Source organism: Pseudomonas sp. NBRC 111132 (assembly GCF_001320565.1).
GTDB classification, from domain to species: Bacteria; Pseudomonadota; Gammaproteobacteria; order Pseudomonadales; family Pseudomonadaceae; genus Aquipseudomonas; species Aquipseudomonas putida_P.
Map to the genome: position 1 here is coordinate 71,111 of NZ_BCBI01000007.1, position 24,208 is coordinate 95,318.

Annotated in this window: 13 protein-coding genes and 1 pseudogene; 9 read left to right on the forward strand and 5 right to left on the reverse strand. The window is 53.1% G+C overall.

Features of this window, described 5'->3' with window-relative positions; genetic code table 11:
* The first annotated feature begins 340 nt into the window (after positions 1 to 340).
* The 6 genes from APH35_RS05305 (at position 341) to APH35_RS05330 (ending at position 10,580) form a co-directional block, all read left to right on the forward strand.
* Complete coding sequence (locus tag APH35_RS05305) at positions 341 to 508, forward strand: helix-turn-helix domain-containing protein (RefSeq protein WP_374701315.1); 168 nt, start codon at positions 341 to 343, stop codon at positions 506 to 508.
* A 17-nt stretch (positions 509 to 525) separates the two neighbouring features.
* On the forward strand, positions 526 to 3,735 hold the full coding sequence (locus APH35_RS05310; protein ID WP_060514332.1) for a helicase-related protein: 3,210 nt from the start codon (positions 526 to 528) through the stop codon (positions 3,733 to 3,735).
* 15 nt (positions 3,736 to 3,750) lie between these two features.
* Entirely contained in the window at positions 3,751 to 4,530 is a 780-nt protein-coding gene (locus tag APH35_RS05315) for a DUF4391 domain-containing protein (protein ID WP_060514333.1), read from the forward strand.
* On the forward strand, positions 4,530 to 6,428 hold the full coding sequence (locus APH35_RS28125; RefSeq protein ID WP_256213719.1) for a site-specific DNA-methyltransferase: 1,899 nt from the start codon (positions 4,530 to 4,532) through the stop codon (positions 6,426 to 6,428). The genes APH35_RS05315 and APH35_RS28125 overlap by 1 nt, the downstream gene beginning before the upstream one ends.
* A 12-nt stretch (positions 6,429 to 6,440) precedes the next feature.
* On the forward strand, positions 6,441 to 9,461 hold the full coding sequence (locus APH35_RS05325; protein WP_060514335.1) for a type III restriction-modification system endonuclease: 3,021 nt from the start codon (positions 6,441 to 6,443) through the stop codon (positions 9,459 to 9,461).
* Positions 9,462 to 9,572: 111 nt separating this feature from the next.
* Complete coding sequence (locus APH35_RS05330; RefSeq protein ID WP_256213720.1) at positions 9,573 to 10,580, forward strand: hypothetical protein; 1,008 nt, start codon at positions 9,573 to 9,575, stop codon at positions 10,578 to 10,580.
* Between the two features lie 168 nt (positions 10,581 to 10,748).
* Here the strand turns inward: APH35_RS05330 and APH35_RS28130 are convergent.
* The 5 genes and pseudogenes from APH35_RS28130 to APH35_RS29260 form a co-directional block, all read right to left on the reverse strand.
* Positions 10,749 to 10,886, reverse strand: a pseudogene (locus tag APH35_RS28130) (transposase domain-containing protein); the annotation flags it as partial.
* Positions 10,887 to 11,781: 895 nt separating this feature from the next.
* The gene (locus APH35_RS05335; RefSeq protein WP_060514336.1) at positions 11,782 to 12,858 is read right to left on the reverse strand and encodes a patatin-like phospholipase family protein; all 1,077 of its coding nucleotides are present in this window, start codon (positions 12,856 to 12,858) and stop codon (positions 11,782 to 11,784) included.
* Complete coding sequence (locus APH35_RS05340) at positions 12,855 to 13,763, reverse strand: diguanylate cyclase regulator RdcB family protein (protein WP_060514337.1); 909 nt, start codon at positions 13,761 to 13,763, stop codon at positions 12,855 to 12,857. The genes APH35_RS05335 and APH35_RS05340 overlap by 4 nt, the downstream gene beginning before the upstream one ends.
* On the reverse strand, positions 13,760 to 16,204 hold the full coding sequence (locus tag APH35_RS05345) for a dynamin family protein (RefSeq protein ID WP_060514338.1): 2,445 nt from the start codon (positions 16,202 to 16,204) through the stop codon (positions 13,760 to 13,762). Before APH35_RS05345 ends, APH35_RS05340 begins: the two co-directional genes overlap by 4 nt.
* A 24-nt stretch (positions 16,205 to 16,228) precedes the next feature.
* Positions 16,229 to 16,630, reverse strand: coding sequence for a hypothetical protein (locus tag APH35_RS29260; protein ID WP_256213721.1), 402 nt, complete (start codon positions 16,628 to 16,630; stop codon positions 16,229 to 16,231).
* 420 nt (positions 16,631 to 17,050) lie between these two features.
* Here APH35_RS29260 and APH35_RS05350 point away from each other — a divergent pair, with 420 nt between their 5' ends.
* Genes APH35_RS05350 through APH35_RS05360 form a run of 3 tightly spaced genes read left to right on the forward strand, consistent with a single transcriptional unit; the run spans position 17,051 to position 24,001 of the window.
* Complete coding sequence (locus tag APH35_RS05350) at positions 17,051 to 18,259, forward strand: hypothetical protein (RefSeq protein ID WP_156341196.1); 1,209 nt, start codon at positions 17,051 to 17,053, stop codon at positions 18,257 to 18,259.
* Positions 18,259 to 20,241: a hypothetical protein gene (locus tag APH35_RS05355; protein ID WP_060514340.1), complete on the forward strand. Its 1,983-nt coding sequence runs from the start codon at positions 18,259 to 18,261 to the stop codon at positions 20,239 to 20,241. The genes APH35_RS05350 and APH35_RS05355 overlap by 1 nt, the downstream gene beginning before the upstream one ends.
* Positions 20,228 to 24,001, forward strand: coding sequence for a DEAD/DEAH box helicase family protein (locus APH35_RS05360; protein WP_060514341.1), 3,774 nt, complete (start codon positions 20,228 to 20,230; stop codon positions 23,999 to 24,001). The genes APH35_RS05355 and APH35_RS05360 overlap by 14 nt, the downstream gene beginning before the upstream one ends.
* Positions 24,002 to 24,208 lie beyond the last annotated feature (207 nt).

Genomic DNA, 24,208 nt, shown 5'->3' on the forward strand with positions numbered 1-24,208 from the left:
CGGGCCGGCACCGCTCCCCAGTTCTACAATCGTTTCCAGCAGCTTTTCAGGGCCGAAATACGCCAAGGCGATTTCCCATAGGCAGCCTTCCTGAGACAACTTCAGGCGGGCCCTAGTCCTTGCAGAGGTTCCAACAGCATGAGGCACTTTCTTGATTGTGAGTTCACACAGCTCACCGCGCAGGCGAAGCTGATCTCTCATGTTCAATTCGGCTGAGGTGAAGTACGCCAAAGGCGTTCTAGCCTCACTGTCGTGAGGTCAGGTCGCGATTGTTGATTTCCCGATTTTCCCCTATTCTCTCAAGCTCAAAATAGGGGCCGGTGAAATGCCTGAAGACATAATGACCCTGAAGGAAGTGGCCGAGTACCTGAAGCTGGCGGAGAAGACAACCTATCGTCTGGCCGCCGAAGGGAAAATCCCTGGCTTCAAGGTCGGGGGAAGCTGGCGGTTTCGAAAAACCGCTATAGAAGACTGGATCGACCAGCAAACGACCAAAAATCGCACTTGAGTTAGGGTGGACAAGCTTTGTTACTGGACAACAGAAATAACGGTCATGTTGGGAACACGCTGCGCGATCACCTTACCGCAGGATCGAAGCTATCCGTGCTTTCAGGCCTATTCACCATCTATGGCTTCTCGGCGCTCAAAAAGGAGCTCTCCCGCATCGATGGGGCAAGGCTACTACTGTCTGACTGGGAAGGCTCGCCGCTTCAGGCGCTCATCGGGTCGGATGCTGACCTGCGTCTGGTAAACCAGCTCGATCAGAAGCGCATCGCCAGGGAATGCGCCAAATGGCTCGCCAGCAAGGCTGAGGTGCGGTCAGCCAACGCGGCCCAGAACATGTTCCTGGTCGAAGACGGCAGCCAGGGCAGCTTCGCTATTCATGGCAGCTCTGCCTTCACCCCTGCAGGTCTGGGCGAAGTCCAGGCCGATACCCCGCTGATGAATACCGGTATCAACGAGCCGGAAACGACCAAACAGCTACTGTCCTGGTTTAACTCTGTCTGGGCGGACGCCCCTAAAGCCCGCGACATCAAGGACGAGTTCCTTGAGAAGCTGGAGTTTATCGCCGCCGATCAGCCAGGCGACTTCATTTACTTCCTGACGCTCTACAACATTTTCAAAGACTTCCTCGATGATATCGACGAAGACAGCATCATCAAAACCAAGACCGGGTTTAAAGACACCCTTGTCTGGAACAAGCTTTATAAGTTCCAGAAGGACGGTGTGCTCGGTGCCATCGACAAGCTCGAAAAGCACAATGGCTGCATCATCGCCGACAGTGTCGGTCTGGGTAAAACCTTTGAAGCGCTGGCCGTTATCAAGTACTACGAGCTGCGCAATGACCGCGTTCTGGTGCTATGCCCGAAAAAGCTCCGGGACAACTGGACGATCTTCACCGTCAACGACAAGCGCAACCTGCTGGCCCAGGATCGCTTCAACTATGACGTCCTGAACCATACCGATCTCTCGCGCCTGAAAGGCAGCTCCGGCGAGATCAATCTTGAAACCCTGAACTGGGGAAATTACGACCTCGTCGTCATCGACGAGTCGCACAACTTCCGCAACAACAACCCCACCAAAGGCACAAAAAACCGCTATACCCGCCTGATGGAGGACATCATCCAGTCAGGTGTGAAGACCAGGGTACTGATGCTCTCCGCCACGCCGGTAAACAACCGCATGAACGACCTGAAGAATCAGGTCGCCTTCATCACCGAGGGGCGTGATGACGCCTTCAGCGATGTCGGCATTAAAAATGTGGAAAGCACGCTGCGCCTGGCGCAGAAGCAGTTCAACCAGTGGGTCAAGCAACCGCCTGAAAGCCGTAGCGTCGCGTCCTTGCTGGATACGATGAGCTTTGACTATTTCAAGCTGCTCGATATCGTCACCATCGCGCGCTCCCGCAAGCATATTCAGAAATACTACGGCACGGCAGATATCGGGCAGTTCCCCGTGCGATTGCCACCGCAGAACATCTATGCGGACATCGATGCCACCCACGAATTTCCGCCGCTGAAGGAAGTCAACAAGACAATCCGCAGGCTCTCGCTCGCAGGCTACTCGCCGATGAAATTTGTCCGTATGGACAAGAAGGATGAGTACGCCCGGCGCTATGACAACGCTGTGGGCGATGGCAAGGGCGTGTTCAAGCAGGTCGACCGGGAAGAGAGCCTGATCCACCTGATGCGGGTGAACCTGCTCAAGCGCATGGAGAGCTCGATCAGCTCGTTCACGCTCACCTCGCAAAAACTGCTGGCGCAGGTGGAAGCGCTGCTGCAGAAAATCGACGCCCATGAAAGCGGCGACATCGAAGCGCTGAATATCGAGGATATTCACGACTTTGAAATGGACTCGCCGGAACTTGAGCCCTTCATGATCGGCAATAAAACCCGCGTCCTGCTCCAGGACATGGATCTCATCCGGTTCCGGCAGGAGCTGGAGGCGGACAGGATCTTCCTGACCACTATCGTCGAATCCGCGCAAACTGTGGGGGCGCCACGTGATGCCAAGCTCGAAAGGCTTAAAGACGTCATTGCCCAAAAAGTCCGAGAGCCCCTTAATCCGGGAAACAAGAAGGTCATCGTCTTCACGGCCTTTGCCGATACCGCGAAGTACCTCTATACCCATCTTGCTGATTGGGCTAAGGGCGAACTTGGTATCCACAGTGCCCTCATCACGGGCGGCGGCACCAACAAGACGACCCTGGCCGGGGCAGGCTCGGATCTGAACAACCTCCTGACGGCTTTCTCCCCTGTGTCGAAGGAGCGCGGAAAGATTGATCCCGACGCGAAGGCTGAGATTGACCTGCTGATTGCTACCGACTGCATCAGCGAGGGTCAAAACCTTCAGGACTGCGATACGCTCATCAACTACGACATTCACTGGAACCCGGTCAGGATCATCCAGCGCTTTGGTCGCGTTGATCGCCTGGGCTCGAAAAACACCAGAATCCAACTCATCAACTTCTGGCCGAATATGGAGCTGGACGAGTACATCAACCTCGAAGCCCGCGTGGCAGGCCGCATGATGCTTCTGGACGTCTCGGCCACGGGCGAGGAAAACGTCATCGACGCCAACGCGCAGGAAATGAACGACCTGGAATATCGACGCAGGCAGCTTCAGCAACTCAAAGATGCCGTGGTCGATCTGGAAGACATGGCAGGCGGTGTCTCCATCACCGACCTGACCTTGAACGACTTCCGCATGGATCTTTCAGGCTACATGAAGAAGGGCCTGCACAAGCTGGCAGAGGCTCCTCACGGCCTCTATGCCGCAGTCACCATTGATGCCGACCTCAAAGCGGATGGCCTCAAGCCAGGCGTCATCTTCTGCCTGAAGAGCATCCGGGATGGTCATCGCGCTGTCCAGGTGGACGAGAACTATCCGCTTGCGCCGTTCTTCCTGGTCTATGTCACGGACGAAGCCGTCGTTGAGCTCAACTTCACGCAAAGCAAGAAGGTACTCGACCTGCTGAAGAAGCACGGTCTCTCGGCATCTGCCGTTGATGAGGATGCAACCGGGCAGGTAAACGACCGTACCAGGAACGGCTCCGACATGGCGCAATACCAGCAGCTGCTGGCAGTCGCGGTTGATAGCATTGCAGGCAAAAGCGAAGAGAAGGGCGTACAAAGCCTCTTCACCAGAGGTGGCACGGTGCTGACCGCCACCAGCAGCCAGGGCATCGAGGATTTCGCTGTTGTAACCTACCTCATCATCACGGACGCTCCATAAGGCTAAGGACATGCTATGACGCCAGGTACGCTGGAAGCCTTCATCGACCATCTTTCAATTCCCAGATCCTGTGAATTGAACAAACCCGTTTTCAAGAAGCTTTTTCTTGAAAACGGGGTGCTGGACATCGCCGATAAAACGGCGCTGAAGGACGACGTTGATAAGATCCGATGGCTCTACACCCTTAAAAGCGCCACGATCAACGTCGCGGCCTATGTTGATAGCGAGCGCGATTTTTCTGAAATCGCGGTTCTCCAGGTGGAGCTGACATCGGCCAAGCGGCTGAAGCGGATCGCGAACTTTATGCAGCGGTCGATCCCATACCCGCTCATTCTGCTGTTCACGCAAGGCAACCAGATCTGCCTCAGCGTATCCGACAAGCGTATCAACCAGGCAGACAAGGAAAAATGGGTGGTCGAAGACGCCCTTTACACGGATTGGATCGACCTGGCCGCGCCAACATCGGCGCAGGCATATTTCTTAAAAGACTGTCATATCAACAGTTTTTCCTTCGCCAATTTCCTTAGTTTCTATAAAAGCCTGACCGAACGTGTCATAGCTATTAACTGTGCGGCTCATAGCGGACGATATGAGCGAGACGTGACCGGAAATATAGAAAATAAACCCAGTGAGGGCCGTCTTGAGCGGCTCCGTGAGCTTGAAAAGCTCAACCTGCAAAAGACAGAGATTGCCAATAAGCTGAAAAAAGAGAAGCAGATGGGGCGGCAGGTTGAGCTGAATACCAAGATCAAACAGATCAATGACGTCATTGAAAAAATTAGAGAGAGCATTTGATGAATAAGGCAGCTATGGAACGAGTGACCTCACAGGACGGTGAGAGTGCCAATCTTGTCAATGAAAATATCGAGCAGCTCAAAAGTCTGCTTCCTGAAGCATTCGGAGAAGGTGGGGTAAACTTTGATACACTGCGCCAGCTTTTGGGCGATGCAGGGGGCATCGACGAAGGTGAAGAGAAATACGGCCTGAACTGGCATGGAAAAAAGAAGGCGCGCCAGATTGCATTGACACCATCAATCGGAACGCTACGGCCTTGCCCAGGGGAAAGTGTTACTTGGGATACGACTCAGAATTTGTTTATCGAGGGCGATAATCTTGAGGTTTTGAAGCTTTTGCAAAAAAGCTACGCGGGTAAGGTCAAGATGATTTACATCGACCCTCCGTATAATACCGGCAAAGATTTCGTGTACCCGGATAACTTTCAAAATAACATAAAAAATTATTTGGAGCTGACTGGGCAAGCGGAAGACGGCCAGAAAATTAGTAGCAATACCGAAGCCAGTGGTCGTTTTCACACGGATTGGCTGAATATGATGTATCCAAGGCTTAAGCTGGCTAAAGGGCTGCTAAGAAGCGATGGGTTAATTTTTGTTTCGTGTGACGACAATGAATTACCTCGACTAAGAATGGTAATGGATGAGATTTTTGGTGAAGATCGACATCTAGCGACATTCGTTTGGAAAAGTCGGCAAAATAAAGACAATAGGACGGTAAATGGGGCGTCGGTAGATCACGAGTATATGGTTTGTTTTGGTGAAACCATAAGGGGAGATGCACGAGATGAATCGCAATTTTCAAATTCAGACAATGATCCACGGGGTGCTTGGACTAGCGCAAATATGGTAGGGATTGCTACGGTGGATAGGCGCCCGAATTTGCACTATGTATTAGTTAACCCTGTGACAGGTATAGAGTACCCTTGTTCTGAGATGGGGTGGCGATATGATAGGAATACGATGGCACGGCTGATCGAGGAGGATAGAATTATTTGGCCTTCATCTCCTACCGGGCGGCCACGAAGGAAGGCATTCCTCAATGATTTTGAGAGCTCTTATACCGGCTTTTCAACAATTATTGGTGCTAACATATATACCCGGCATGGAACGGCAGTAATCGACGATTTATTTGGCACTAGAGTTTTCGACTTCCCGAAGCCAGTTGGTTTGCTGGAGAGCATAATTGAGCAGGGTAGTTTGGATGGTGATATAGTTCTTGATTTCTTTGCAGGGTCTGGAACTACAGCTCATGCAGTAATGAAGCAAAATCTATCGGATGGGTGCAGTCGTCGATTTATTCTGGTTCAGCTACCCGAGCCATTGAAATCGGAAAATAGAGAGCAAAAGACAGCTGCTGATTTTTGTGAGAAAATTGGAAAGCCAAAAAATATTGCTGAACTTACTAAAGAGCGGCTCCGCCGAACATCGGTGCAAATAAATAGCACTACACCAACATTTCGTGGCGATGTAGGCTTTAGAGTATTCAAATTAGATAACTCCAATATCAAGGTTTGGAACCCGGATCGTACTGATCTTGAAGAAACTCTGCTCTCCCATCAGGAGCACCTGATCGAAGGGCGTAGCGAGCTTGATGTTCTTTATGAGCTGCTGCTGAAGCGCGGTATCGATTTGGCTGCGCCTATCGAAGAAAAAGAGTTTTCCGGCAAAAAAGTGTACAGCATCGGCTATGGTGCGCTGTTCGCTTGCCTCGATGAGTCTTTGCCTCAAGCCAGTATTGAGAGTGTTGCCCAGGGCATACTCACCTGGCATGAAGAGTTAAAGCCCGCCTCTGACACGCATGTGTTTTTCCGAGATAGCGCCTTTAGCGATGACGTGACGAAAACTAACATGGCCGCCATTCTAGAGCAAAATGGCATTTCTCACGTGCGCAGCTTGTAAGGAGTTTCTCTGATGAAGCTGCATTTTGAAGATAATCTCGATTACCAGATGGCGGCGATTGCGTCTGTTATCGGCCTTTTTAAAGGCCAGGAAGTCTCGCGATCTGAATTCACTGTGACCCACCGTCCAGATGCGGGGCCGCAGGCCTCGCTTGGTCTGGCGGAAGGCGAGCTCGGTATTGGCAACCGTCTGCAATTGCTTGATGATGATATTCTCGATAATTTGCATACTATCCAGCTCGATAACGGTTTGCGCCCTGCAGGTGATCTTACGAGCGGTGATTTTACCGTCGAAATGGAAACGGGCACAGGTAAAACCTATGTCTATCTGCGCACGATACTTGAGCTGAACAAGAATTACGGATTTACAAAGTTCGTAATTGTCGTGCCTTCTATCGCGATTAAAGAGGGCACAAATAAAACTCTTAAGATCACGCGCGAGCACTTCGAAAATATTTACCCGAAGGCCAAGGGCTACGAGTATTTTCTTTACGATTCGTCCAGGCCAGAGCAGGTGCGTAACTTCGCCACCAGCGCCAATATTCAGATCATGGTGACGACTGTAGGGGCTATTAACAAGAAAGACGTTAACAACCTCTATAAGGAAAACGAACGTACAGGCGGTGAAAAGCCGATTGACCTGATTAGAGCCACCAGTCCGATCATCATCGTGGACGAACCGCAAAGCGTGGATGGTGGTCTGCAAGGGCAGGGCAAGAAGGCATTGGAAGCCATGAACCCGCTCTGTACATTGCGGTATTCAGCAACGCACGTCGATAAACATCACATGGTTTATCGCCTTGATGCAGTCGATGCCTATGATCGCGGTCTGGTGAAGCAAATTGAAGTGGCCTCGCTTCAAATCGAGGGCGCTAACAACAAGCCCTATGTCAGACTGGAGTCCACGCACAACCGTAAAGGCTCGATTACGGCGAAGGTCGAAATCGACGTGCAGCGCGGCAAGAAAATCAGCCGCGAGATTCTGACCGTTGAAGATGGCGACGATCTGGAGCAGATCGCCAATCGTGCTATTTACGAAAACATGCAGATCGGCACGATCACTTGCGGTAAAAATAACGAGTCCGTTCAAATCAAGGGGCCGGGGCTCGATGAGACCCTGCTTCCTGGTGAGGCCATTGGCGGTGTCAACCCGGATGAAATCAAACGTCTGATGATCCGTCGGACGATCAAAGAGCACCTCGAAAAAGAGCTGACCTTTGCCGCCAACAAGCAGCCTATCAAGGTCTTGAGCCTGTTCTTCATCGATAGCGTCGAGCACTACCGTCAGTACGACGAAGACGGCAACGCGGTCAAAGGCAAATATGCCAGGATGTTTGAAGAGGAATATACCAAGCTCGCGAAGTCCAGCGACTATCAAAGCCTCTTCAAGGAAATTGATCTCGAAATCAACGCTGCCGAAGTCCACAACGGCTATTTCTCCATCGACAAGAAGGAAAAACTTGTCGAAACTGCGGAAAACACGCAAGCCGGTCGCGACAACTCCGAGCGTGCCTATAACCTGATTATGCAGGAGAAGGAAAAGCTGCTGAGCTTCAGCACCAAGCTCAAGTTCATCTTCTCGCACTCGGCCCTGAAAGAGGGCTGGGACAACCCGAACGTCTTCCAGATTTGCGCCCTGCGTGAAATGGGTACTGAGCGGGAGCGTCGCCAGACCATCGGGCGGGGCTTGCGTCTCTGCGTCAACCAGGAAGGGCAGCGCCTGCGCGGTTCTGACATCAACACGCTCACCGTGATCGCCACCGAGAGCTATGAAGAGTTTGCCGAAAATCTTCAGAAGGAGATTGAAGAAGATACCGGCATCCGCTTTGGCATCGTTGAGTCTCACCAGTTCGCGACAGTGCTCATCGTCAACGACAAAGGCGAGGCAGCGCCGCTGGGTGTAGAGCAATCCGACAAAATCCGGAAATTCCTGAAGAGCGAAGATTTTGTTGATGCCAAAGGCAAGATCCAGGACAGCCTTCGATCGGCGCTGAAAGACGGCAGTTTCAAACTGCCGGACGATATCAAGGCCGGGCTTGGGTGCAAGGCGGATGACGCTGAAGAAGACATCCTGCGCATTTTGAAGAAGCTCGCTGGCAAGCTCGATATCAAGAATGCGGATGACCGCAGAACCATCCGCACCCGCGAGGCCGTTCTTCAGAGCGAGGAATTCAAGGCGCTCTGGGAGCGTATCAAGTACAAGACGACTTACCGGGTCGATTTCAATAATGAGAAGCTCATTGAGGATTGCGCCAAAGCCATTCTGGACTGCCCGCCTATCACCAAAACCAGGGCACAATTCCGAAAGGCCGACATTGCGATAGGTAAAGGTGGCGTGACGACAATGGAAACGGACGTCTCTCAATTCACGACGATCCATGAGGATGACATCGAGCTTCCTGACATCATCACGGATTTGCAGGACAAGACCCAGCTGACCCGCAGCAGCATCGTCAAAATCCTCACCGAGAGTCGCCGCCTGCGGGACTTTGCCCGCAACCCGCAGCAGTTCATCGACTTTGCTTCAGAGGCCATCAACCGCACCAAACGTCTGGCGCTGGTCGATGGCATTAAGTACAGCAAAATTGGTGACGAGCACTTCTATGCACAGGAGCTTTTCCAGCAGGAGGAGCTGAAGGGCTATTTGAAAAATACCCTCGAAACGCAAAAGTCTGTCTATACGCATGTCGTCTATGACTCGGCGGGCGTAGAGAGAAACTTTGCCATACAGCTGGAAAGCAACGAAGACGTGAAAGTCTATGCGAAGCTGCCGTCCTGGTTCAAAATTCCAACGCCGCTGGGCACCTATAACCCGGACTGGGCGGTGGTCGTCGATGACGAAGGCAAGGAAAAACTGTACTTCGTCGTGGAAACCAAAGGCAGCACCTGGTGGGGCGATCTGCGCCACGTCGAGGGTGCCAAAATCCTCTGCGGTGAAAAGCATTTTGAGGAAGTCGCCAATGACGCCAACCCAGCACGGTACATACGTGCAGTCGATGTCAATGGCATGATGGCGCATATCAATCAGGACTGACATCCAGGAACGGTTGAAAGTCGTTTATGCCTGGTAGTTCAATCGGAATGCTCCGATTGGCCTGCCAGGTCTTTCCAGATGGTTACCTAAAATATCTCGGACGGAAACGCCATGTATGAATCGCCTTTTCAGACACATGCCGATTTATTGATCAACGGGCGGGATGCCTCCGCACAGTATTTGCAATCATTCGTTCTGTCGATGCATGACAGCAACAATTACAAATTTTCTGCCAAAGAGCTTTCCAGCCTCAGTGATGCCCATTTTGATATTTTTATCGAGCTTGCGAAGAATTTCAGGGAGGAGGGGCGAGATAGTGATCCGTTCAAAAATGTATGCCAGGAGATGATCGCGCGACGCCCTGACTACACGCAGGAGCCTTCCGATTTTTACATGTTTCCAGAGCCTGAGTTCGTTTTTGTTCCCGATCAAACCGACCTTGCCACACATCTGCACCCGCTTTTCAGTATTGATCTGAGTACGGTTAATCGGGAGTGGTCTGGTTGCGCGCATATGCTGTGTCCGCTTGAACCAGGCGAAGATCGTCCGGTCGGTTATGCTACCGAGCATACGGACTATCATTCCGCCTTGCTGCAAACAAACTGGATCGGATTCAAAATCGAAGGCGGTCGTTACCGCCTGATGGGTGATCCTCGTTATTTCTTCCTTCATGCAGAAAATGCAGACCTTTCAGACCCCTATCCGTATGCTCGATCCGAGTTGATTGAATGCTACAAGGACTGCAGTTCCTCTTTTGTGGTTGTTCGTGACGGCTACCGCAAGACAGGATATCTTTATGACCCTTACTGGCTTCATCCCGGTAGGGGCGTGGAAGGCCGGGATCGGTATCCCTTTGTAGAGCAAATCGGCGGTGATGTGGATCTCTGGCTGGTAGGGATGCGTGGCATGCCGCTGTACTATGCTGAGGAGTGTAACGGAATTACGCCCGTGTATCCCAAGGGCCCCTCCGGGCACCCGTTCTATCATGTTGCAACGGTGTCTTCGGGCTCTTATCAAGTAGGTGGCCCGGAAAAAGTCATCATGTTTTATGAGCCCGTCGAGAAGCTGGTGCTGTTTACCTTCTATTCGGAACCGCCCTACAAGCCGTCATACAAATAACCTCCGAGTAAGTACGCGATTGTCCAATCGTCGGTATATTATCCGGAAGCGGTGTAAGCACCGCTTTCGCTATCTGATGGCAGTTAAATTTTTAAATCTTTAAGGAGCACCAGCAGGTGGATCGTAAGCGCTCCGTGAACCCCACCTAACCAACGATGGGCAGAGCACTCAGCTATGTATTTGAGGTGTGCAATTCCACGGCAGCAGCGCTTCGTAGTCTTCCACTGAGGACGCGATCGAGGACGCCCGCGGCAGGCGTTCCAATGCGTGGCGCAGCCACGCATAAGGCTCTTTGCCGTTGGCTTTAAACCTCCATTCAGGAAGCGTAGACCGTATCGTCTAGTGCGGCGGTTTCGAATGGTTTTCAGGCATGGCAGCGATACGGGATTTCTACTCTGCGACACCGCTATCCACTCGTAAGAACGGAAAAAGCTCGTCCGGATTCGCGCGCGTAGAGAAAGCCTACTCAGCCGTGTGCAGCTAACGCTGCCGAACGTGCGATCACCTGGCCCGTCGCGCGTCGGGCCTTCACCTTTTCAACAGATAAACTACCCGCACCAAACAAAGATAGCTGGTGGGGAATGCGGTAGGTATCGAGCCAAAAATACCACTCGATAGCTGATTGTCCGTAGTTCAATATCGGCATAGTTCAGTGCCACATCAGCTTTTCAGCAAAAAATCCAGGATGCGCTTGGCATAATTACGCGCTATCGAGCGCTTCCAGCCGGCCAAGGGCATCAGTAAGCCGCGTGATGATCTCTGAAGTCAGGGTGCGCAAGCTGCTCAAAATTGAGCAGCGATGATACTCAATAGAGTGGCGATTCGCCACGCAGCCAAAATGGTCGCGTCAAGCCAACATGGGCAAGCGCCAAGTATGTCTCTGACAAAGACTCAAGCCAGGCAACATCACCGTCGGTACTTCAATAGTTGCTTGAGGCGGGCGGCAAGCAATTCCACAGGAGTCGCTGCGCGGAGCTGCAAGGGCGCAGCACCGCAGGTTGGACACTGGTCGAGCCAGTCCCCTGGAAACAGTACATCGCTCAGCGGAATAACCGTATGGCTCCAGCTGCATGAGCTGCAGTACTGGGTATAGGGTCGCATAGGCACAGGCATGAAAGTCACCCCAGGATGGAATACCTGCCGGCGTGGCAAGGAGGCGCGACATAATTACGTCGTCCCTCCTTGCCACCCAGGCACGCACTTACTTCAGTCGCTCCATTGCATCAGATAGTACTTTGTCAGCCTGTAGCGAATCTTTCTGGATCGCGCACAATGCTGTCTCAGATGCACGTAATGCGTTGCGACTCTTTTGAGCGGCCATGACTCGCCCGACACAGTGCAGGGTGTCGTTATAGCCTTGTTCAATCCAGGACGGGATTTTCTCGGCATCGAACCCCAACAGGTCGCGCGTACCACCAAGCGGGCCGGTGGCGCGGTTAAGACTTTGCCCCGGACGGATTTCAAGGATGGTGGCGCCAGGAAAACGTTGCCGGCTCCATAACGAGCCATCACTTAAATGGGTAACGATCACCAGGTTGCAGCCAGCCTCGAGCAATGGAGTAATCGGTGTATTCCCCTGCATGGTCTGCCAGCCACCCTGACCTCCGTCCGAGTAACGTTGTCCCTCAATACGACGTGGTGCAAACAACAATGGAATGGCTGCCGAGGCCAACAACACGTCCTTGCGTACCTTCTCGTCAAGGGACTGGATGTGCAGGAACTCGGAATCCGGCGTATCAGCAAGCCCAAACTCAGCACTCAGCGCCCGCGCCATGTCCCGTAATCCACCACCGCTTCGATATGAGGATACGTATAACGGCAGACCTCGTTCGAGATCTTTGCTGACCAGAAACTCATCCATCAGTGCCTTCAATGGTTGATCATTGAGAACACCTGCGTCAGCCCCATCGAGCCAGCTCGGCAACGCCAAATCCAGCCGTTGAGCAATACCTTGTACCGCGTGCAGAACGCCCAGGGCGATACCCGCTCCCTGCACGCGCAAGCCCGCAGCCACAAGGAGAGTCAGATAACCTGGCACTTTCATGCTCAACGGTGAGTCCATGGCCAGGCGCCCCCACAGCCGCTCCAGGCGTTCGATGGCCACATCCAGCGAAGGGGCCGAGGCCAAAACACCACCGTTCAGGGCTCCAATACTCGCCCCCGATACGGCGTCGATCTGCGTTCCCAGCTCGCGCAAAGCCTTGAGCACGCCTACCTGGTAGGCTCCCTTAGCGCCGCCACCCGATAACACCAGGCCAACTTTCATCGCTTCGGTCATGACGAAGCCTCCATGAACAGCTCACTGATCATGCCTTCAGTCATGCGCTGAGCTGAGCCCAACCGTGGCAAATGCAGGGGCAACTCGTCAGGTATCTGCGATACCGCATACGAGAACGGTGCCAAATACGGATCAGCCCAGTCGCCGAGGTAACTAACCGCTTGTTCACCATCAAGCCAGGCAGTGTTGGCTGCCGGTCTAGCCAGCCAGCGCTCACGGGTGGCAATACGTTCGCCTGGGGTAAGCCTGGCATCCTGGTTCAACTGGATGATAGCCAAGTTGGCCAGGCGCTCCAGTTGCTGCTGACGCTCATGTCCCGACACGGTCTGACAGTAATTGCCAAACGCTCCCCAGCGCAGCTCTTCCAGGGCGGCATAGCAGCGGCCAGAGAAACTCAGGCCATTGAAGCGCCCCGCCCCCCACTTGCTGAACACACCATCGAGGTGTAGGTGGGCCTGCTGCAGGATATCGATGCGAGCGACCTGCTGTTCCAATGCAAAACAGCGCTCATCCAGTCGCTGTGAAAGCTCGTTGAGTGCTTGCCGAGTGGTCACTGAATAGTCAATGAGATGCGCCATATCGTGCTTCATCCCATTCACCCGGGACTGAACCAGGACAATCGCATGATTACTACGCGCCAAGGATTCAGTGAGGTCTTGCAACCAGATCAGCGAACCTTCAATGCCGTCGGTCAAGCTGGCATTAATTTCGGCCTGATGACGAGCATCCTGACCGGTAAAGCCATCATATAAACGCGAGAAAAAGCCGGTTCGCGTCGCCATATGGCGCTGACGTTCGCGAGCCACATCGATGCCATTGGCAAAATCCACGACGAACTTTTCCGGCAGGCAGGTCAGTAGTTGGCAAACTTCAGCATTCGGCGCAATGGCATTTGACCCACTCATGCCATGACCTCACTGTCTTGCGGTTGAACGTCTCGCTTGAGCGCCGCGCTGTCCTGCTGAAGCCCCGGCACCTGACGCTTGAATTCGGCCAGGCGCTCAGCGAGTGCCTTCTGCTGTTCCTGGCTGGTTTGTTTGTCACGAATGCTTTGTGCCAGGTCACTGCGCAGCGACTCCACGGCCAGCTTGAGCTCACCGAAGAACTGCTTGACGCTTTCTTCCAGGGGCTTCTCGATCGTCTCAAGCATCGCAGTTGCCAACGCGGCGAACAGCTTATCAATGGTTTTGTCGATAGAGCCCTTGACCTTGTCGATGTCCACTTCGTAGTAACCAACCGTCGAAGAATAAGTTTCCCAACCCCAGTCGTCGGTATCGAACACTTCGCACAAACGCCCCCACAAGCTGGTGGTGCGACGACGCTTGGTCACTGCACGCTGCTTGCTTTCGATGACGCCACGCAATAATTCGCCACGGCCTTCGCGCATAGACAGTGCGGGTGTATAGGGCATATTGATTTCGATCGAAAAGCCACAGCCGTTGAGCCGCTGATTAAGCTCACCGATGATGGAGCTGGCTTGAGTCGAGATATCCTGCTCGAAGGTGACACGGAAATCCTTGAGGATTTGATCTGAGTCCTTGATCAGACGCGACTCATTCGAGTCGATGATTTGCTGAACACCCTCTTCAATATCCTTGACAACTTTTTCTGCGTCCTCTCGAGAGTTCAGGCTGATGATCGGATTATTTTCATCGAACTCTCGACCAAATTTGCTACCCGACTTACGTGATGCTTGCTTTGTTTGGCCAGCAGTCTGCCCCTTGAGTGCATCCCATACCCCCAAGAACCCACGTAATGCTCCCATAGAGCTAGCGGCTGCAGTCTCGATAGACTGTTGCTCTTCTGTTTTCTTCGCGGCGATGAAACCTTCAGAAATCTCATCGTTGATATCGCTGCGAATCGCGTCAAACGCGTGCTCCATCTTCACCTTGATATTTTTGAGCGCCTTTTTTGTGTCGGCATGTGTTTGACGCTCAAGGTCACTGATTCGCTCAATATCACTGAGCAAAGAGTTGATTTGCCCGACCAACTCTTCTGCGCTCTTTCCCAGCGCTACCTCGCGAACGTCCAAAAAATTATTCAGCCTGCTGGAAATGTCCACCAGCTTGGCGGCGGCCGAGGAGATCGCCAGGATCGCAGCCTGGCTGTGGGCTTTGCGGATAACTTTGTCCAGCGGCTCGGAGAATTTCGACGCTTTCCACAACAGGTCGGCGGTCTTCCTTACCGTGTCTGGATCTTCAATTTGCATCTCCCACATCGCGCCGAAGGCAGCTTTGCCAAAGTCTTCGACCCAGGCGTTGATTTCGCCGTTGATCGGCGGAAGACGGCCGTTGATATCCAGTTCACGCTTGGCCCGGTTGGCCAGATCGCCCAGCTTCGACGAGACTGGGAAAACCTGCGAAACGTCCAGGCGCCCCTTGAGCAGCGACTCGGCAACCAGATTTTGGGTTTGCTCAGCATTGTCACTGTTGCGATCTTTTTCATCGAACTTGTTGACCAGGGCAAACATGCGCCCTTGCGCAACGTCGGCAATTTCCTCAAGCGCTTCACGCACCTGATGGTCAGCATCTGACTTGAGCTGGGTAAAGTCGAGAACAGCCAATACTGCCGAGGCATTTTTCAATTGTTCATGCAGCATATGACGCAAATGAACCTGGCCGGCCTCATTCGGGCCGGGAGTATCGAGCAGTGTGAAACTGCCCACGCTGCCCGGCAGATTCGCCAGGTGTGCGAACTCCACGTCGATAACCGGAATGTCATCGATGCTGGCATAGCAGTCGAACGGGAACTCAACCTCTAGTGCTTGAGACAGTCGAACAAGGTCGTTCAGGCTCCTGAGGAACCAAAAGATGGCTTCCGGGCCTTCATGACGATGCTCGAAGGGTTGCTTGCTGAGGATAAACTGCAGCAGCGCCGTCATGTCTTTATCGTGCGCGTTGGCCGCTAGAATTTCTTTACCGCCCGGTTTGGAAATAACCTTCCGCAGCTTGTCCACCAGCGCATTGATCGGGCCATTGTTTTCCAACAACAGAACGGGCTCTTTGACACCTGGCGTATGGCGAATCCGCGTTGGCAACGCCGTCATGGGGCGGTTGCGATTGGGTAGCACTTCAGTGCCAACGATGGCATTGATGGTCGTGGACTTACCGGCCTTCATGGTACCGACAACAGCCAGTACCATTTCCAGGCGCTCCAGCTTGCTCATCTCGCCACTGAGCATTTTCAGATCTTTGTCGATACTGGCTGACGAAAAGGTCTGGTGCTCCTCGGCGTGTTCTTCGACAACAACACCTTTCGCATCCCTCATGCGCTGCAGCAGGTCGATCTCCACTTGCAGCAATCGAAGGGATTCATCGCGAAACAGTTCAATGGTGCTTTCGTGCATTTCATCTCCTTGAAGGAAGCTATCCTAGCTTCCCATCATTCTTTCCGTCATGTCGTCATCGTCAGCACAGCAAACGCGTTGACGTCTTGTGTTGGTTATGTTGGAAACCGAACAAAGATCCGAATAGTGGCATATAGCCAGAAAAACTGCACTCAGGGAAATCCTGAAGAAGATTCCCCGAGTCTGATGAGATATGCCGATGCTGATGCCCGAGTTTCCCGATGAAGCAGATGACCTTCGCTGACGCCCAGTACGTAGGCCGGCAAGGCAACCAGACCTTTGTTGAAATACACGCTGGAGAAGACCTTCCTCATAGTCTCGCCACGACATGCCGTCCACACCCACCGCAGCATCGCGGCGCAGGGCATAAAAGCTCTGCGCCAATAACTGTTGTGTGATGTGGTGCAACAATGCCGTGAACTGCATGACCTTGTTCCTTCTGGCTGCCTCACGTACACCTTCAAGTCCCATCGACTCGCAACTGATCCGGCTCTGTGTCCGGGGCGCGGGAGGCCTGTCAGTGTTTCCCTTGGCTACGTCCCTTTCCTCTACTATCTCCGCAGTGGCAGGCCCTTTGTTCAATGGCTTCTCAGGTACTACGGACGTATCCGACTTCTCAGCGGCGTGGGCTGCAGGGTTACGGCTTTTGGCCTTTCCTGCTCCGCCCGGTGCTTGCGCACCGGGCACCGCTGAGATCTCCCAGTTTCTGTGCAAAGGACTTTGCCCCATCTCAGACATAAAGACGCGGTACAAGACTGAGTGTCTGCCCTTGTTGATTTGCCGGCTTAACATGGGCAGATTGACATCATGTACGTGGCTACATCGGCCATGCTTGGGAAAAATCAAATGCTTACAGTGCTGTCACTCATGGATGAGCGCTCACGACCCAAGGGGTCGCGAGACCCTTTGGGAATTGAGGCAATCTGGAGCTATATGGGGCGTAAGGTGGTCGGCAACCTTACCACTGTCACGAGCAACCTCGATAACTTCATGGTCAGTTTGCTATGCTGTGCACAGGCAAACGCTTCAACAGATCAACTCGAACAGATCCAAACGAAATTTCTGCGTGCTGAACAGCTAGCGGCATATCTGCGCCTTGCTGCTGGGAATGAAAACTTTCTGGGCATCACTCGGGCAAAGGCCAATTTCAAGAACGGCCAACTGTCTCTTGGCAAGGCTGAGTCTGCACAGATCCTGAGCAACCAGCTGAGTTACGGCCTGTGGGGGTTGTACTCCACAGCCATGCAGGTAGCAGGTCTGATCTCGGGGGCAGAGCGACGGTTGACTGAACAGGGGCGAGCACTCGTAACCGAGATGGTTCTGTGCCTGGGTGAAGATCAATGGAACGCCTTCAATTCCCTTGCTCAACATAGTCAACTCAGCGTGTCTGATCTCGATGTCCTTGCTACTGCGTTTCATCGCATGCTTCGAGACAGACAACTGCGCCGCACGGTAGTGCAGGCACTACTCAACTGGCAATCAGCAAAACCATTGCAGATGGAGCTGTACAGCAGAGCAACGGATTACCTCAGCCATTTCAATGGCGAGATCAGTGTTCCGGTTTTCTGTAGGTGGCTGAGCGACTCCTCGAAAGCGAGTGGTGATCTGCGAGAAACAATCCTTCAGATTCAGTCCCTAGAGCCAATGCTTGTGCTTGCGGGCACACTCATGGACTGGTTACAGGGCCAGAAAGGCTCTGACCGTGCAGCTCTACTGGATATTCTTCAGCCACGCCTGGATGAAGGCTTGGGGTTCACTAATGTCTGGCAGGCAGTAGCAAAGCTTCCGCATCGAGCATTCCTGATGCGGCTTTTCGAGGCAGCTAACGCGCCTGATGCTGATGCCCTGATCAACTGCGTATTGGAGCAAAACAAGCTAGTCATGCAGCAGCGGGGTGGAGCTGCGTGGCTTGAATGGCAGGGTGATGTCTTGAGAGTGCGCGTCGCCAATGATCGTGCATCTATCCCGGCATCCCTAAGTACGTACTGCCAAGGTACGTGGCGGAATACCTATTTCATTGGCTCGTTTCTACAGATTGCCAGGCAGGCCGTGTAATGAAGGCCATGACCATAAGTGAAGCTTTCCGCGCAACCATTGGCGAGCGGGAGGTCATGCAGGCGTTCTTCAGCACGTACAGCTTTGAGCCAGATTTTTTTGAGCTCGAAGTCCTACCCCTACTATTGGGAAATCCAGCCCTTTCCAGCAACGAAACTGTCCGTTACTACCAGTTGCAGAGCCTGATGCGCAAACACACTGGGCGCTTGGCAGTTGTGTACGACCTGGACGTATTTGATCCCCAGCTGGCGCCTCGACTTGAGGTTGACTACTTGCCGATGCGAGTAGGAGGTGCCTGCCAACACGCCAAACTCATGGTGCTTGTCGTTCGTGAACGCAAATCCGAGCAACTGAGCATCGTTTTAGGGGCTGGCTCTTTCAATCTGACCAAGGCGGGTTGGTGGGAGAATCTTGAGGTCGGCCATTGGGTCGAACTGAGCCAAGGCTTTGCCCCCAGCAACATCCATAAGCCATTGCTGGATGCGCTGCACTTCTTCCAGGCTCAGACACCGGCGCCTGTGCTGGAGGCCATCCTTGATGTGGCGCGATCCTTCGAGTCCACTGCTGCCGACCCCAGCTGTGCTTTCTACTTCTCAAGTAGCGGCGAAGGGCGAACTCAATTCGACGCATTCATCATCGAGCAGACCAACGCTGATGCGCCGCTAGAAGTGATCAGTCCGTTCTTTGCTGCCGAAGGTGACAATCAGGTCATCATAAGCCTACTCAAGCGCCACCCATCAACCACTGTGCTTTTACCACTAGATGAGCATGGTCAGGCTTTGGTTGATCGAGAGTCGGTTTACGAGGCTTTATCCAACGAGACGATCAGTTGGGGGCGCTGGTCTGAATCCATTCGCAAGAATCACCTCGACCCTAAAGCCGGTCACCGAAAGCTCCATGCCAAAATCTACCAGTCTCTGGGGAGCGATCCTTGGGCATTCGTGGGCTCAGTTAATCTGAGCTTCAAAGCCTTTCGCCAAAATGTGGAAGCCGGCTTCTTACTTCGTGGGCATGCAACAAAGTGCTTGCTCGCGCCACTTCAGGCAGCACCAGACAAGTTTAACGTAGAGCCTGAGGCCCAAAGTCAGAGCAACCTTAGCAGCGAGGAAATGCCAGCCATCCATGCGCTGTTTGACTGGCAGAGTGAAACCCTCCATCTGACGACCGCTAAACCGGGCTCGCTCACATTACTCAGCAGTGCATTGGACGTATTACTCGACGTACAGCTCAATTCCCAGGAAGACCAGGCTATTCCAGCCTCACAGCTGAAGCAGCATCTTCAAGGATCATCACTGATCCAGGCACGCTGGCACTCGGATGGAAAGCATGCCACCGGCACGATATTGATCTCGCAACGTAATCTCTTCTGTAGACCGACTCATCTGCCCCCTCTGGACTTGCAGGCACTGCTTAGGATTTTCATAGGCATGCATGAGTCGCGTCGCCTGGAGCTATTTGGTGACTTGGCTGTCCGGCTGCTTCATGCCAGCCAAGAGGAGGGCCTTCAGGATGAGTTTCTACCTGAGCTCACGTCTGAGGGATCCTTTGAGAGCTTCTTCTCTGAATTTTCCCAGGTTAACGGGGCATTTTGGGAACTCGCAGGCCGCTTACAAAAAGCTGAGCAAGGCGGTGACACACAGACCTTGGCGTACTACCTGCGCGGCCAACAACCTGATTCCTTACGGAAGTTGCTTGAGACCATTACTAAGCCCCCCGGCAAGCAGTCTCCATCGTTGATCGTGCGTTACCTGACGTTACTGAGCGTTTCTGATCTGCTGAAGCGCTTTAACAAGCATGCGGATGCGTCCTTGCTCGAAGATGCGGAGACAGCACTCCTGACCTTGGAGCAGGGAGAGCTTCTGCCTCAGCTCGACGAAGAAAAGGGCGAACAATTTTTACGCTGGTTTAAAGCCAAGTTTTTTGAGCCTGTTGCGACGATGACGCGCCAAAACAGGGAAGGGGATTGCTTTGCAAAGGATTGACCAAGCCACGGCTGCGAGCCTGATTGATTTTTCTGCTGGCAAGCAAGAACTAGAACAACTTGCAGTGCAGCAGCTTGAAGGGACTGTCGCCCTGCATAATCGACTGGCAGATCACCGGGTAGCCTACCTTGCTGATGAGGTCGGCATGGGTAAAACATACATCGCCCTGGGAGTAGCTGCGTTGATGAGGCGCTTTAACCCCTCACTACGCGTGCTTTACCTATTGCCCAAGAACAATGTACGCGACAAATGGGTCAAGGACTACAGGAGCTTCGTCGAGTACAACTATGTCCCACGTGACCTTTCGGTAAAGGGGCTCGGCAACCAACCCGTTGCACCTTATCTAGTATGCCTTGGGCTACCGGAGCTGATTCAGGCCGTTGCTACCAGCAGTAACCGTGACTACTTCATCTGTACGTCAGCATTCAGTTTTGCGCTGGGTAATACCGTCGCTGACCTACGAGCATCATTGAGTCAGTTCGCTCGACTGCTGCCACAACACATGGAGGCAGCCAACAAGCTGCGGGCTGAACTCCACGATGGGTTATCGGGATCTGAGTTTTCAAAGCTGAAGAACAAAGTGAAAGCTGCTTGGGCAAAGGCCTTAAACGACATCCTTCCACGCTTCGATCTTGTCGTAGTCGATGAAGCACACAACCTGAAGAAGGGGCGAGACACCAGTGACCGCAACCAGTTGCTAGCCATGCTTCTGGGTTCTGACTCAGAACGCACCAATCGCGTTGGGCGGTTGCTATTGCTGTCGGCTACACCTTTCGACCGGCAACTGAATCACCTACACAATCAACTGAACCTTTTCGGCCTTTCCCGTGAAGCAGCTTTACCCTCCGGCAACGACTGTACCTCTGACTCGGCCCAAGCAGCATTGGGGAGGCTAATCGTCCGCCGACTCAATGCCATTGAGTTAGGTGGTAAGATCCACACCCGCAACATGTACCGCCAAGAGCATCGAACTGGTACGGCTGCTGAAGTACAGATGACCATTGAGCAGCACCTTTTTGCTGCGCTGATGCAGAAGAAGGTCAGTGAGTACTTGCAGGAGAACTGCGCAGGACGCTTTGAGCTTGGCATGCTGGCATCGTTCGAAAGCTACCTGCCAGGCGAAAAAAACAAAGCCATTGAGTTCGATGGCCAGGATGATCAGCCGATTGAAGGCAATAAACGTGATGCTCAAGATCGTCATGTGGTTGAAAGCCTGATCGACGATTTCAATCAGGAGTTCAAGACCACCCCACCACACCCCAAGATGGACTGGGTGGCAGAGAAAACGCATGAGCTTAGCTTCGGGAAGGGCAAGAAGCAGCTGATATTCGTACGTCGGGTCAGGAGTGTTTCTGAGCTCAAGTTCAAGCTGGAACGTGCTTACGATGCATGGTTGGGGGACTACATACGAAGTGACTCTGCTGTCGCCCACTGGTTCGACAAGTACAGCTCCCTGGTTCGTGATCGAAACCAGGCATTAACTGATGAGGTTGGCGAGGACGGGGAGGCCAGGGCTAGTAGCGAGAATTTCTTCACCTGGTTCTACAGGGGTAAAAATGCCGAGCTGGAGCTAGGTGCAGAGCAACTGATGCAATTGCCCTTCAACTTCAGGAATGCCTTGGCGCAGAACAGCTACATGTTCGAGCCAAACTGGGCCACGTTGGAAGGCATGCCAAGCGTGGCTGACTGCCAAATTCAATGGCAGGAATGGATTCACAGCAATGGAAAGACAAAGCCCACACCGCAGCTGCGTTTCCGTTTAGCGCAGTATGCCTATCTCAAGACGGTTCAAGCGCAAGGCGGGGTTCAGGCCAAAATTGCAGCTGGACGCATTCTGTCGACCGCATTTGAAGGCTTCAAAGCAGAGGTTGACCTGGCAGACTTGACCGCTCTCCGTGCTGAACTGGAGCGCAAAACATTCTGGGACGTAACGCGCTCTTTATCGGAGCTGACCAGCGTAGCGCCTGCCTGGAGTAATGAGACTTTCCAGCTATTAGCAACCCAGGATGAGCTGGTCGCAGAACGTGCCGTACGCCGGATTCTGACGCATACCGAGTTATTGGCTGTGGCGTGTCGACTCGACCATCCATTCATTGATCTCTACTCATTGCGCAGCGCACGCAGAGGGGACACCGAGACGGATGCCGACAGCAATTTGATCACCGGCTTTGTCGAGCTACTCATGAAACAACGTAGCTCCGGTGCAGGCTTCAGCTCCTTTCAAATCCTGTATGACCTTGCTTGTAACTTAGACCTGCTCATCAAGCTCAACTTTGCCGATGCGTACCATACCTCGGCAGACAAGCTGACCCGCTACCTAACGGCCCAGCTCAATCCGTTGTCACCAGTCAGCGGGGCTACAGGTGAGAACAGCACCAATCGCTCACCCTTGGCCCGAAAATTCAGAATGCCTGGCTACCCGCGCGTTTTGATCTCAACGGATGTCTTTCAGGAAGGAGAAGATCTCCACACCTTCTGCGACAGCATCCAGCACTACGGTATCTCAGCCAGCCCAATAGCCTTGGAGCAAAAGGTAGGTCGGGTTGACCGCATTGCATCCATGGCACATCGACGCATGGGGAGTGCCGGTGAGCTATATGGGCAGCACTTCATCCAGGTGGGCTATCCCCATATTCGAGAGAGCCTTGAGTTTTTCCAGGTGCGGCAGGCCGCAGCTAACTTGAATGCGTTTCAGCGCTCACTCCATAGGCTTGGGGATGGCAGCGCGACCTTCCAGCAAAGCATTGACATGCGCGAGCAACTGGCTGAGTCGAGCGCCATTGAACCCCAAATCACCGAGCCGCTTGAGAGCCTTTTTAAGATCAGTACGGAGGATCTAATTGGTGAGGACTTCCGCTCTTTACTCCAAACAGAACAGGGTGGGGTGGTTCGCCGGTTAGCTCATGTCCGCAGTCAGGTCGAGCACTGCCTGAGCCAGTTGCTTGACGATTCGACCACGCCAGTACGTCTGCAAGAGACAACCAATGGGTGGGGTTGGGATGGCAATGGGGCAGTGCCTGTTGCTTTCCAAGTGCGCAGCGCCAAGGGGCTAGCCAGGCTTCTGATATCGGCAACATCCCTTGCAGCTATTGATTGCTCGTACAGCGAATTGCACGCGTCCAGTCGAGTGAACTGGCTACGTGAATTGCAAAAAGCCCCGCTGGTTCGTTTGCAATGGGACAGCTATGACTCTGCCACTGGGGCGGCGAAGCTCAAACGCAACACAGAGGTCTATGCGGGCGGTGAAGAGGTGCTGATCAGCATCGAAGTGGATGACATCTACCAGCGAGTATTGGGGGCTGTAGCTGAAAATGACTCTCCCAGTCAACAATGGGATGGGATTCGGCAAAAGGTCAAAGCACTTTGCAAGGTAAATGGTCGAGTCAGCATCTACGAAGAGGCCGATAGCCGTCTTTTGTTTACTTTCCATCACGAAGGCCGAAAGCAGCCGGTCGACTGGTGCCTGAGCGGCTCGCATGTGGTTTTCTCTTCAGTCGTGCTCGATAAGCATAAAACCTTGGCACTCGCACAGGTGGATAAATCCATCGCAGGCTGCCCTCTGATAACACACACGCTGAGGCGTAATCTGGCGTTCGATTTGGTGGATTTTCACATTGATGAGCATGGCCAGTTGGCAGTGAGGGCATGTCATCCGATAGCCCATCTGAATAACGAGGAGCTTGAATTTATCGCTTGCTCTGTAGCTTCCGAGGCGGATCGTTTGGAACAGATCCTGTTGGGGTTAGTTGGCAGTGACTGAAGATCATGTCCCGGGAAGTGGTGTAACTGTACCAGCCGTAGCAGTTGGAGGTACGCTCTGCACGAATCACAGCAGTTCGAAATACGAAAATCCCAAGCTGGTAATGACCATACTGTCGTCTGGTATCGCAGCAAGGCCAGCTGAATGGACAACTAAATCGTCCCTCCGTTTGTAAGCGCGCTGAGTGACTGCTTCTGGTCGAAGCCT

Coding starts and splice junctions, on each gene's coding strand:
- APH35_RS05305 (WP_374701315.1), top strand. CDS start 341: ATGACCCTGAAGGAAGTGGCCGAGTACCTGAAGCTGGCGGAGAAGACA.
- APH35_RS05315 (WP_060514333.1), top strand. CDS start 3,751: ATGACGCCAGGTACGCTGGAAGCCTTCATCGACCATCTTTCAATTCCC.
- APH35_RS28125 (WP_256213719.1), top strand. CDS start 4,530: ATGAATAAGGCAGCTATGGAACGAGTGACCTCACAGGACGGTGAGAGT.
- APH35_RS05325 (WP_060514335.1), top strand. CDS start 6,441: ATGAAGCTGCATTTTGAAGATAATCTCGATTACCAGATGGCGGCGATT.
- APH35_RS05330 (WP_256213720.1), top strand. CDS start 9,573: ATGTATGAATCGCCTTTTCAGACACATGCCGATTTATTGATCAACGGG.
- APH35_RS05335 (WP_060514336.1), bottom strand. CDS start 12,858: ATGACCGAAGCGATGAAAGTTGGCCTGGTGTTATCGGGTGGCGGCGCT.
- APH35_RS05340 (WP_060514337.1), bottom strand. CDS start 13,763: ATGAGTGGGTCAAATGCCATTGCGCCGAATGCTGAAGTTTGCCAACTA.
- APH35_RS05345 (WP_060514338.1), bottom strand. CDS start 16,204: ATGCACGAAAGCACCATTGAACTGTTTCGCGATGAATCCCTTCGATTG.
- APH35_RS29260 (WP_256213721.1), bottom strand. CDS start 16,630: ATGCAGTTCACGGCATTGTTGCACCACATCACACAACAGTTATTGGCG.
- APH35_RS05350 (WP_156341196.1), top strand. CDS start 17,051: ATGCTTACAGTGCTGTCACTCATGGATGAGCGCTCACGACCCAAGGGG.
- APH35_RS05355 (WP_060514340.1), top strand. CDS start 18,259: ATGAAGGCCATGACCATAAGTGAAGCTTTCCGCGCAACCATTGGCGAG.